Below are 11,723 nucleotides of genomic sequence, written 5' to 3' on the forward strand. Positions count from 1 at the left end.
AGATGCAAAAAAAGAGCCGTAACATGTTACGGCTCTTAGTGTAGTGAGGTTTTTATAACCAAATCTTAGGCTTGGATCACCCTTTGTAGATTTTCGGGTTAAATACATCACGTAGCCAGTCACCCAATAGATTGATAACCAACACTAGTGTCACCAGAACGACACCTGGGAAAGCCGTAATCCACCAAGCTCCTGAGAAGATGTAGTTAAAGCCGATACTGATCAGAGCGCCAAGTGATGGTTGATCTACCGGAAGGCCTAAGCCAAGGAAAGAAAGTGCCGCTTCTGACATGATGGCGTTTGCCACCTGAACCGTCGAGATAACCAAGATAGGCGACAAACAGTTCGGCAGAATATGGCGGAACATGATACGAGGAGCTTTAAAGCCCATGACTCGTGCAGCTTCCACGTATTCTTTCTTCTTCTCCGCCAAAACCGAAGCACGAATAGTTCGCGCATACTGCGGCCATTCAGCTACACCTATGATCACCACCAGCATAATTACCGCATACTGGGCGTAAAAGTCACTACCGAAGCTGGCTTTGAAAATAGCTGACACTATGATCGCCACCATCATCGTAGAGAATGACAACTGGACATCAGCAAAGCGCATCAGGAAGCTATCGATACGGCCACCGAAGTAACCCGCCGACAGGCCAATCACGATACCTAGTATCAATTGTAAGCCGACCGCCAAAAAGCCAATCGTCAATGACAAGCGAGAACCGTAAAGTATGGTTGAAAGGATGTCACGACCTTGCTCATCGGTACCAAGCACAAATCGCTCGTCACCGTCTTCCATCCAAGAAGGTGGCAATTCTGAGTCCATGATATCGATAGACGCGAGATCATACGGGTCAGTTGGCGACAACACTGGCGCAGCAAGTGCCATTACGAGGAATAACATAAACACGGTAAAGCTGGCCATCGCCACCTTGTCGCGTTTGAAATAATAAAGAAAATCCGATTGTTTGAAACGCTCCCAACGAGAAGGAGCAGCTACTGTTTGACTCATGATTATGCTCCTTTGCTTGTCAGGTTAACAGTCGGGTTGATGATACCGTATAGCAAATCCACAATGGTGTTAGTGACAACGAAAATCAGACCAACGAAAATTACGTAGGCGGTGATCAGCGGCGTATCCACACGGTTGATGGCTTCTAGGAAAAGGAAACCAGTACCCGGCCACTGGAACACAGTTTCGGTCAGAATGGTGTAGGCCACCATAGTACCGATTTGTACACCACCAACCGTCAACACAGGCAACATGGTATTTTTCAGGGCATGCTGGTAATAGATTTTATTAAGAGCAAGGCCTTTAGCCTTACCAAATTTAATGTACTCAGAGCTCAGCACTTCCAGCATTTCAGAACGAACCAGACGGATGAAAAGTGGCAGCATAATAGACGCCAGCGCAATACATGGCAGGATTAAGTGTGCAAGGCCATCAAGAGTAAAGTAGCCAGATTCCCAGCCGAGCACATTGGCAGTTTCTCCCCGACCATAGGAAGGTAGCCAGCCAAGTTCAATTGAGAAGACATACATCAACATTATCGCGGTCAAAAAGACCGGAATAGAGATCCCGATACTACTGAACGCCATCACCACTTTGGTAAAGATACTTTTCGGGTGAATTGCCGAGTAAACGCCGAGAGGAATTGAACAAACAATGATGATCACTGTGGCACCAAACACCAATTCTAGTGTCGCCACCAATTTATCGAGAATTACTTCAACCGCTGGACGCTTGAAGAAATAAGAAGTCCCTAAGTCACCTTGTAGCGCAGCGCCAACAAAGCGAGTGTATTTCGTAATGAAGGGATCGTTAAGGCCGAGCTCATCACGGAGAGCTTGACGCTCCGCTTCAGAAACCGATTGACCAACAAGCTCACGCAACGGGTCACCCAGATTATCCTGAATGGCAAACGCCACCAAACTGATCACAAACATCACTATCAGTGCCTGAAACAGGCGCTTGACCAGAAACGAAAACATTCCTTGCCCCTTTAACTTTCCGTAGATTTCAGTCTGCTAAACCAGAAAAACTCATCTGATCGCACTTTCAGTCTGAAAAATGGCACCTAACCCGACTGAAACAAAGCTAAGCACCAAAAAATTAAGTATTGGCACCCGAAAAGGGTGCCAATATTCCAACTTAATTCTGTGAGGGGTTATTTCACCACCAAGTCACCGAAGTAAGGGAAGTTCATCGCGTTCACGATTGGCGCGATATCAACGTTAGATTTTGCCCCCCAAGCAAGGTTCTGCCAGTGTAGAGGAACAAACGCCGCTTCGTTGTACAGCGTTGCTTCTACTTTCTGAAGCATCTCTGCACGCTTAGCTGGATCCGTTTCTACGTTTGACGCGTTAACCAACTTATCCACTTCTGGGTTTGAGTAGTGACCACAGTTGTATTGGCCTTTACCTGTTGCTTCATCACGCGTCATGGTTAGGAACTCAGAGAAGTTCGCTGAATCTTCTGTATCTGAGTGCCAACCGATCATCAGCATGTCAGCCGCACACTTATCGAACTCTGGCCAGTATTGCGCTTTAGGCATAGTCTTCAGATCCACTTTGATACCGATCTTAGACAGCATGGCCGCAGCAGCCTGAGCAATTTTCGCATCGTTTACGTAGCGGTTATTTGGCGCCATCATTGTTAGCGTGAAGCCTTTCTCGTAACCCGCTTCCTTCATCAGCTCTTTGGCTTTCTTCAGGTCATAGCGTGGCACTAGGTCTGCTTGGTAACCAGCGTAACCTTCTGGGCCTTGCTGACCAGCAACCGTAGCAAAGCCTTTCATGATTTTCTTCACAATGCCTTCGTTGTTGATCGCGTGAACAATCGCCTGGCGAACGCGAACGTCTTTCAGTGCTTCATTACTGTTTTGGTTCATTTGGAACGTGATGATACGTGTACCTGGTAATGTCACTAGGTCTACGTTCTTCGCCCCTTTGACACGCTTGTGATCGTTTGGCGCAACCGGTGCAATCATGTCTACATCACCAGAAAGTAGTGCGGCAACACGTGTCGCGTCTTCTTTGATTGGTACAAGCGTTAGCTTATCTACGTTACCTGTGTCTTTGTCCCAGTAATCACCAAAACGCTCAAATGTGACTTTTACACCTTGCTCACGCTGAGTAACGATAAACGGACCAGTACCAGAAACGTTCGTTGAAGCGAACGAGTTACCGTGCTTCACCACTTCCGCTTTGTCTTTGCCATCTTCTGTCTTACCAGAGTAGAACTTGCTGTCCATCGGGAAGATGTAAGTTGCCGTTTGTAGAACTAGTGGGTAAGCCCCTTTCGAGATTAGCTCAACCGTATAGTCGTCTACTTTTACCATCTTCTCGTATGGTTCGAAGATAGCTTTGAAGTCAGGAGAGTCTTTCAGACGGTCAAACGTCCAAACTACGTCGTCAGCCGTCAGTTCGTTACCAGAGTGGAACTTCACGCCTTTACGCAATTGGAAGCGGAAAGTTGTGTCATCAACACGTTCCCATTTCTCAGCTAGGCGAGGTTCAAAATCAAACTTTTGTGTGTAACGAACTAGTGGATCAAACACCATGTGAGACATTTGCAGAGTACCGCCTGATAGCTGCTCATGCGGGTCCAGAGATACTGGGTCAGCATCGTAAGCCACTGTGATATCTGCTGCTGCTGCGCTAAAGCTCAAGCCAGCTGCCATTAAAGCCACTGCTAGTTTGCTTTTCATGGTTTTCATTGCATAACTCCTTATGCGGGATTCATCCCTAGTTGTTGTGTTTGCTTCTGTTTGGTCACCCAAGTACATCTGGGTAATGTCTACGACTTACGCCGTTTTTACTTCTTCTCTTAAGCCTGTAAATTCAGGCATTAAAGAAATCAGTTGTTGACTGTATTCATGTTGTGGTGAATTGAACAGCTGCTCAGTTGGCGCAACTTCCAATAGTGTTCCCATTTGCATCACACCCACTCGATCGCACATTTGGCGAATCACTGGGAGATCGTGACTGATAAACAACATGGTGAGATTTAACTCATCTTGTAAGTCTTTTAATAGGTTAAGAATTTGTGCCTGAACCGATACATCCAGTGCGGACGTTGGTTCATCACAAATCAGAAGACGTGGACGAGTCGCTAGAGCACGCGCAATCGAAATGCGCTGACGCTGACCACCTGAGAATTCATGTGGATACTTCACACCAGCCATCTTTCCCAAGCCAACGTGATCAAGCAGATCGTTGACGATCTGTCTGGTTTCCGTTTCATCGCGGGTTAGCTTATGGAAACGGATTGGCTCAGCAATGATGTCAAAGATCTTCATCCGTGGGTTCATAGATGTGTATGGGTTCTGAAACACCATCTGCATCTGACGACGAAGTGGACGACGCTCTTTTTCAGATTTTAGCGAAGTCAGATCAATACCTTCAAAAGTAACCTTGCCCGAGTTTGGCTGATACAGACCCGCAATCACACGTGCAATGGTTGACTTACCCGAGCCCGATTCACCCACCAAACCGAAGGTTTCCCCTTCGAAAACTTCAAAGCTGACATTGTTCGATGCCTGCACGTACTCACGACGGCTTTCAAACAATGAATCCTTGGTGGTAAAGCGAAGATTGACATTCTCTACGGTCAACAATGAACCTGTGTATTCACGATGATCCTGACTTTGGCCTAGCCAATGATTTTTCACATCCAAAGGCGCCATCTCATGAGCTTCTTCGATGTAACTCACCAGAGGGAAACGCTCAAGCTTCATATCTGAGCGAGGAACAGCAGAAATCAAGCTGCGAGTATATGAATGGTCAGGATCGCCTAATACTTTTGCTGTCGGGCCAAACTCAACTAAGTCGCCTCGATACATGACCGCAACACGATCCGTGACATTAGAAACCACGCCCATATCGTGGGTGACCAACATACAACCAACATTATTCTTGATACACAATTCGCGGATCAGGCTCAGAATTTGGTCTTGAATAGAAACGTCCAACGCCGTAGTCGGTTCGTCAGCGATGATCAAATCAGGCTCACCGGCAAGCGCAATAGCAATAACAACACGTTGGCGCATACCACCTGAGAATTGGTGAGGATACTGCTTAAGGCGATTTTCTGGCTGTGGAATACCGACTTGCTGCATTAAAGATAAGGCACGCTGATAAGCTTCTTCATCTGACACTTTCATGTTGGCGTGAATAGTCTCTTTCAGCTGGTGCTCAACCGTAAATAGCGGGTTAAGGGAAGTCATTGGATCTTGAAAAATAAACCCAATTTTTGAGCCTCGAACTTGTCGCATCTCTTCAGCCGATAAACCGGAGATCAACTCACCGTCCAAATAGACATCACCACTGGCGATACGGCCAGGAGGGCTAAGCAAATCGATCACAGCATTACCAACTGTTGACTTACCCGCACCAGATTCCCCAACCACACCCACGATTTCGCCTCGCTCAATATTGAGCGATAACGATTTAACCGCTGCATGCACACCATGACGCGACGGGTATTCAATACGAAGATTTTTAACTTCTAAGAGTGACATTAACCAGACCTCTACTGCTTTGGCAGCTTTCTGCCCTGTCTGAAAAGTGAATCCATTCAAGCCAGCTCGTCACCCAATCCAAAAAGCAAATTGGGTATATCGTTCTGGCAATTTACAAGGTCATCAATTTGGCAAAAAATTCACAGAAAAGCAACAAACATAGGATAAAAAGTCGAGTTAGAACAAAAACCAAGCAGCTTATGAAAATAAATATGCAATCAAGCTAGATCATCGGTTGGTCATACCTGTACGCAAACCTCAGCCTCAGAGCAAGGTTAATAAGCAGTTTAGTTATAACTTAAAACCTTTAGCCATAAAAAAGAATGAATATTAATTCACAAAAAAGACCAGCCAACCCTTTAACAAAATAAAAACATTAGGTCAGATAAAATTTACTTGTTAGACCTAAACTCCACAAAAATGAAAATCAACCAAATATATAACCAGATTAAAACCAAAAAGACAGACTAAATGACTATGGTTACTTTCACACCAAACAGCAAGTATCACCACACGATTATGCGTAACCATTAAATGCATAATCAGCACATATAACTGAGCACTCTTTATTCAAGCGTTACCAAGAAAGCTTTTGTATAACCATGTTTAACAATCTATGCGCCATTCATGTTCGGGCTCATTCAAACCTGTTGGGACCATGAAAGCGTGGCATTGTATGTACCTCTGGATTTAAACCATTGGAGAGCAAAAAAGAGGGATACTAAAGCAGAAAGAGGCTTGAGCCCGTTAGTAGACTTAATGATGAGTATTAAATGCAAAAAAGCCCCGACATTACTGTCGAGGCTTTCAATAGTGGTCGGTGAAGAGGGATTCGAACCCCCGACCCTCTGGTCCCAAACCAGATGCGCTACCAAGCTGCGCTATTCACCGACGATGAATTTTTTTACTTGGTTAACGTTGTAGACCCTTTGGTCCCGCTTATTCCAAGAGCCGAGATGCAATACAAATAATGCTATTCGCCGACTTATATTTATCTTGAAGAGAGTCAAGAAAGGAAGCAATGCCACCTGAGTAATGGGGTGGCTAACGGGACTTGAACCCGCGACAACTGGAATCACAATCCAGGGCTCTACCAACTGAGCTATAGCCACCATCAAAATTTTGATGTTTACCGCTCTTAAAAGCCATAAACGAAAGAGTGGTCGGTGAAGAGGGATTCGAACCCCCGACCCTCTGGTCCCAAACCAGATGCGCTACCAAGCTGCGCTATTCACCGACTTATGTTTTATCTCGAATGATTCAAGAATGGAGACAATGCCACCAAAATAATGGGGTGGCTAACGGGACTTGAACCCGCGACAACTGGAATCACAATCCAGGGCTCTACCAACTGAGCTATAGCCACCATTATACTGCCAATTTAACTTACCTTAGTAAGCGTCCGGATGGCGCGCCCGAAAGGATTCGAACCTTCGACCTTTGGCTCCGGAGGCCAACGCTCTATCCAGCTGAGCTACGGGCGCATGCCCTATCGGCGGAGTGGAATAATACGTATATCACACTAGGCCGTCTAGTACTTTTTAAACTTTTTTTATCGTTTGGCGCCTTTTTGGGCAATTAAAGTGTGATAAACCCCTATTTCCCATTAGATAACCCCATGGAAGCGGGTAACTTGTTGTTTATTGCAACAAGTTATCAGGATATAATCACCCAATATTTACATTGATTTAACAGCAAAACGCTGTGGATCAAACCACACTCTAATAATAGGTAAGCACGAACTTACCTTCAGGAATGTAAAGTGAGTTTAATGGATATGTCTCGAAAAATCTTAACCGCTTTGGTCGCTGCGATCACTTTTTCTAGCGCCTCTTTTGCAGCTAATGTTAGCCAAGAAGACTATGATGCGATTGCAGAGCGCATTAAACCTGTCGGTGATGTGTACCTTGCAGGTTCAGAACCAGTCAAAGCAGAGCCAACCGGTCCACGTGATGGCGCGACCGTGTATGGCACCTTCTGTATTGCTTGCCACGCATCAGGTGTTAGTGGCGCACCAAAAACCGGTGATGCTGGTGACTGGGGTCCGCGAATTGCACAGGGCAAAGACGTGCTGAAAGACCACGCTATCAACGGCTTTAATGCTATGCCAGCGAAAGGGTCCTGTATGGATTGTTCAGACGATGAAATCGTTGCGGCAATTGAGCACATGATTGCCGGCCTGTAATTCGTCTTTATATAAGAAGCGATTCGAAAAAGGGCTTGGTTTTCACCAAGCCCTTTTCATTACTGCCTTCTATAAACAGTACATCAATCTTTATTAAACATCGCTCGAATATTAGCGATATGTGCCTGCCCTTTTGCCATTCGTTCTTCTTGGGTCTGGGGCTTTTTATTCACTTCCCACTCTACATCATCAAACGGTAATTCATCTAGGAATCGACTTTGGGTCGGTTTAATTAATTCGCCAAATTGGCGACGCTCTTTACACATGGTAAAGGTCAACTCGCGCTGTGCACGGGTGATCCCTACGTACATCAGACGGCGCTCTTCTTCAACATTGTCTTCATCTATACTGGTTTGGTGAGGCAAAATACCTTCTTCCGCACCAATCAAATACACATAAGGGAATTCAAGACCTTTCGAAGCATGTAGCGTCATTAGTTGAACAGCATCACTGTCCTCATCTTCTTCCCCTCGCTCCATCATGTCACGCAGTGTCAGGCGCTGAACGACTTCTTTAAGACTCTTTTCTTCCTGATCGTAATTATCTCCCTCCAGATCTGCGACAATCCAGGAGTACAGATCAGAAACGTTTTTCATCCGCATCTCTGCCGCTTTGGGACTGGCAGAGGTTTCATACAGCCAATCTTCATAATTGATATCACGAACCAATGAACGTACCGCTTCCACCGTATCACCACGCTCGCCTTGGTCTGCTATTTTCACTAACCACTGAGTAAAACGGCGTAGGTTCTCTAGCCCTCGTCCAGTGAGATGCTGTTCCAGTCCTATCTCAAAACTGCACTCAAACAGGCTTTTACCGCGCATATTGGCGTAACTACCCAGCTTTTCCAAGGTTACCGGGCCAATTTCACGCCGTGGCGTATTCACAATACGTAAAAACGCATTGTCATCATCAGGATTCACCAACACACGTAGGTACGCCATGATGTCTTTGATTTCCGCGCGGGCAAAAAACGAGGTTCCGCCTGAGAGTTTATAGGGCACTCGGTTCTGCATCAGAGATTTTTCAATCAGACGAGATTGGTGGTTACCACGATATAAAATGGCATAGTCGCGATAATCGGTACGATTAAGAAACTTATGGGCGATCAGCTCACCGGTCACCCGCTCCGCTTCATGTTCTTCATCTTTCGCCAGTAACACCTTGAGCTTTTCACCATCGGGTATTTCAGAAAACAGTGACTTTTCATACACGTGTGGGTTGTTGGCGATGAGAATATTGGCAGCACGCAGAATGCGGCTGGTTGAGCGATAGTTTTGCTCCAGTTTGATCAGACGAAGATTCGGATAGTCTTCACCAAGTAAGACCAAGTTCTGAGGTTTGGCACCACGCCAAGAATAAATCGACTGGTCATCATCTCCCACAACCGTTAGGCGGCCACGCTCACCGACAATCAATTTCACCAGCTCATATTGGCTGGTGTTAGTATCTTGGTACTCGTCAACGAGCAAATAACGAATGCGGTTTTGCCAACGCTGACGGACTTCTTCATTGGTACGCAGCAGCAGAACTGGTAAAGCGATCAGATCATCAAAATCGAGGGCGTTATAGGCTTTCATCTGCTTTTGATACATTTCAAAGCAGAACGCAAACAGTTGCTGTTGCTCACCCTGCGCGCGCGCTTTGGCTTCATCAGGGGTCAGCATGTCATTTTTCCAGTTAGAAATCGTACTGAGCAATTGACGCAATAAATCTTTATCGCCATCCAACTGCTTCTCTGTCAGCTCTTTCAGTAGCGCTAACTGGTCTTGATCATCAAACAAAGAAAAGCCCGCCTTTAACCCTAGCGACTTATATTCTCGTTTGATAATGTTGAGACCCAAAGTATGGAAAGTCGAAACCATCAAGCCTTTCGATTCGTTTTTACCTAACGTCTGGCCGACACGCTCTTTCATTTCACGTGCTGCTTTATTAGTAAACGTCACCGCAGCAATATTGCGCGCCTTATAACCACACTGCTGAACCAAATACGCAATCTTATTAGTAATAACGCGAGTTTTGCCAGATCCCGCTCCCGCCAAAACCAGACAAGGTCCTGATACATATTTTACGGCTTGGTCTTGATTGGGGTTCAGCTTCATAAAGATCTCTGAGGTCAAATTCTTTGGCGCCTATAATAATGCTGCAACAGATCGATTGCTATGCTTAATCGACACCAACTAGTGCCAGCTAAAATGATCTCATTACCTATAAATTTACATAATTAACCAAATATTTTATTGCACTAGTGTACAGCTATTAGGCTATAATGAATGAACGTTCATTCATTGGGTAGTGAAACTATGTCTAGTAACACTGCAATAGATAAGCAAGAACAGATCCTCACTGCAGCCGAAAAGCTGATTGCAGAGTCCGGTTTTCAAGGCCTGTCGATGCATAAGCTGGCCAAAGAAGCGGGTGTGGCTGCAGGCACTATCTATCGTTATTTCTCAGATAAAGAGCATCTCCTAGATGAAGTACGTTTGAACGTCGCCGAGCGGATTGCATCTGCCGTCCAATCTGGTGTCAATGACGATATGCCCTTGAAAGTACGCTATCGCACTATGTGGTTAAACATATGGAATTTAGCCAGTTCAGATATGGAAACCCTGAGTAGTCGCGTTCAATATGAATCTCTTCCCTGTGCAAATAAGAGAAAGACTCGGGAACTTGAGCGACAAATGTTTGCCCAAGTGGATCGGTTGTTTAAGCAAGGAAAAGAGCAAGGGATCTTTAAACCTCTCGACAATGAGATTCTTTCAGGGCTGAGTTTTGAAGCCAGTGTCGCACTGGCGAGAAAACATGCTTTGGGATACTACCACCTGGATGAAGCAGCCTTAGAAGCCGCAATCGAAGCCAGTTGGGATGCAATAATTCAACACTAACTTGGAGTTCTGATCAGAATGAAAAAGTGGACTTTCTTTATGTTGCTTATCGCAATACTGCTGTTTGGCAGCGTGATAGGCTTCAATCTATTCAAACAACAAAAGATAGCCGAATATTTGGCTAATCGCCCAGAGCCTGAGTTTCCGGTTACTGTAACGGAAGTGAAGCCGGTTGATTGGGTACCTGTGATCGAAGCGATCGGTTTCATTGAGCCGAATCAAGGTGTCACTATCGCCAATGAAACAGCAGGTGTGATTGATAAAATCACGTTCGACTCAGGTACTACAGTTGAAGAAGGTCAGCCTCTTGTTCTGCTGGATTCTAAGGTGGAAAAAGCTGACTTGAAGAGCTCACAGGCAAAGCTGCCTGCAGCCCAAGCGAAATACAAACGTTACCAAGGCCTATACAAAAAAGGCTCTGTATCGAAAGAAGCATATGATGACGCCGAAGCAAACTATTTCTCGCTAAAAGCCGATATCGAAAGCCTTAAAGCAACGATTGACCGCCGTGACATCAAGGCGCCTTTTTCGGGCGTGGTAGGTATTCGTAACGTTTACCTAGGCCAATACCTACAAGCTGGTACTGATATTGTTCGTCTTGAAGATACCAGCGTCATGCGCCTACGCTTCACTGTGCCACAGACAGACATCTCACGTATCCAGCTTGGTCAACAAGTTGATATCTTCGTCGATGCTTACCCTGAAACACCATTCGAAGGCTCAATCACAGCAATAGAACCTGCGGTGAATATTCAAAGTGGTTTGATTCAGGTTCAAGCGGATATTCCAAACAGCGATGGCAAGTTACGTAGTGGTATGTTCGCTCGTGCCAATATCATTCTGCCAACCTTGGAAAATCAAGTGACTCTGCCACAAACGGCTATCACCTTTACTCTTTACGGTGACAATGTGTACATCATTTCCGAGAAAGATGGTGAAAAACGCGTTAAACAGCAAGTGGTTAAAGTGGGTGAACGCGTGAAAGACATTGCTCATATCCTAGATGGCGTGAAGCCTGGTGATGTGGTTGTGACATCTGGTCAGGTTCGTTTGAGCAATGACGCGAAAGTTCGTGTAGTAGAAAGCGATGCAACTACTCCACCAGCTGAAACACCAATGCTGTAATTG

Annotated in this window: 8 protein-coding genes and 5 tRNA genes; 3 read left to right on the forward strand and 10 right to left on the reverse strand. The window is 45.5% G+C overall.

Features of this window, described 5'->3' with window-relative positions:
• Positions 1-76 precede the first annotated feature (76 nt).
• The 9 genes from L1D23_RS18340 to L1D23_RS18380 all read right to left on the reverse strand — a co-directional run bounded on the left by L1D23_RS18340 (position 77) and on the right by L1D23_RS18380 (position 7,009).
• A complete protein-coding gene (locus tag L1D23_RS18340; RefSeq protein WP_239838722.1) occupies positions 77-1,015 on the reverse strand; it encodes an ABC transporter permease in 939 nt (312 codons plus the stop codon).
• A 2-nt stretch (positions 1,016-1,017) separates the two neighbouring features.
• The gene (locus L1D23_RS18345) at positions 1,018-1,995 is read right to left on the reverse strand and encodes an ABC transporter permease (protein ID WP_239838723.1); all 978 of its coding nucleotides are present in this window, start codon (positions 1,993-1,995) and stop codon (positions 1,018-1,020) included.
• A gap of 176 nt (positions 1,996-2,171) precedes the next feature.
• On the reverse strand, positions 2,172-3,722 hold the full coding sequence (locus tag L1D23_RS18350; protein ID WP_239869838.1) for an ABC transporter substrate-binding protein: 1,551 nt from the start codon (positions 3,720-3,722) through the stop codon (positions 2,172-2,174).
• 87 nt (positions 3,723-3,809) lie between these two features.
• On the reverse strand, positions 3,810-5,525 hold the full coding sequence (locus L1D23_RS18355) for an ABC transporter ATP-binding protein (RefSeq protein WP_239869841.1): 1,716 nt from the start codon (positions 5,523-5,525) through the stop codon (positions 3,810-3,812).
• A gap of 814 nt (positions 5,526-6,339) precedes the next feature.
• Positions 6,340-6,416, reverse strand: a tRNA-Pro gene (locus L1D23_RS18360).
• Positions 6,417-6,561: 145 nt separating this feature from the next.
• Positions 6,562-6,637 (reverse strand) — tRNA-His (locus tag L1D23_RS18365).
• 48 nt (positions 6,638-6,685) lie between these two features.
• Positions 6,686-6,762, reverse strand: a tRNA-Pro gene (locus tag L1D23_RS18370).
• 53 nt (positions 6,763-6,815) lie between these two features.
• Positions 6,816-6,891, reverse strand: a tRNA-His gene (locus L1D23_RS18375).
• A 41-nt stretch (positions 6,892-6,932) separates the two neighbouring features.
• A tRNA-Arg gene (locus tag L1D23_RS18380) sits at positions 6,933-7,009 on the reverse strand.
• A 287-nt stretch (positions 7,010-7,296) separates the two neighbouring features.
• Here L1D23_RS18380 and L1D23_RS18385 point away from each other — a divergent pair.
• Positions 7,297-7,710, forward strand: coding sequence for a cytochrome c5 family protein (locus tag L1D23_RS18385; RefSeq protein WP_239838775.1), 414 nt, complete (start codon positions 7,297-7,299; stop codon positions 7,708-7,710).
• Between the two features lie 83 nt (positions 7,711-7,793).
• On the opposite strand, the gene rep is transcribed toward L1D23_RS18385, so the two are convergent.
• Entirely contained in the window at positions 7,794-9,812 is a 2,019-nt protein-coding gene (gene rep / locus L1D23_RS18390) for a DNA helicase Rep (protein ID WP_239869873.1), read from the reverse strand.
• 201 nt (positions 9,813-10,013) lie between these two features.
• On the opposite strand from rep, the gene L1D23_RS18395 reads away from it, so the two are divergent.
• On the forward strand, positions 10,014-10,595 hold the full coding sequence (locus L1D23_RS18395) for a TetR/AcrR family transcriptional regulator (RefSeq protein WP_239838727.1): 582 nt from the start codon (positions 10,014-10,016) through the stop codon (positions 10,593-10,595).
• Positions 10,596-10,613: 18 nt separating this feature from the next.
• Entirely contained in the window at positions 10,614-11,720 is a 1,107-nt protein-coding gene (locus tag L1D23_RS18400) for an efflux RND transporter periplasmic adaptor subunit (RefSeq protein WP_239838728.1), read from the forward strand.
• Positions 11,721-11,723: the final 3 nt, after the last annotated feature.

It is taken from the genome of Vibrio sp. Isolate24 (assembly GCF_022398215.1).
Lineage (GTDB): Bacteria > Pseudomonadota > Gammaproteobacteria > Enterobacterales > Vibrionaceae > Vibrio > Vibrio coralliilyticus_A.

Coding starts and splice junctions, on each gene's coding strand:
- L1D23_RS18340 (WP_239838722.1), bottom strand. CDS start 1,015: ATGAGTCAAACAGTAGCTGCTCCTTCTCGTTGGGAGCGTTTCAAACAA.
- L1D23_RS18345 (WP_239838723.1), bottom strand. CDS start 1,995: ATGTTTTCGTTTCTGGTCAAGCGCCTGTTTCAGGCACTGATAGTGATG.
- L1D23_RS18350 (WP_239869838.1), bottom strand. CDS start 3,722: ATGAAAACCATGAAAAGCAAACTAGCAGTGGCTTTAATGGCAGCTGGC.
- L1D23_RS18355 (WP_239869841.1), bottom strand. CDS start 5,525: ATGTCACTCTTAGAAGTTAAAAATCTTCGTATTGAATACCCGTCGCGT.
- L1D23_RS18385 (WP_239838775.1), top strand. CDS start 7,297: ATGGATATGTCTCGAAAAATCTTAACCGCTTTGGTCGCTGCGATCACT.
- rep (WP_239869873.1), bottom strand. CDS start 9,812: ATGAAGCTGAACCCCAATCAAGACCAAGCCGTAAAATATGTATCAGGA.
- L1D23_RS18395 (WP_239838727.1), top strand. CDS start 10,014: ATGTCTAGTAACACTGCAATAGATAAGCAAGAACAGATCCTCACTGCA.
- L1D23_RS18400 (WP_239838728.1), top strand. CDS start 10,614: ATGAAAAAGTGGACTTTCTTTATGTTGCTTATCGCAATACTGCTGTTT.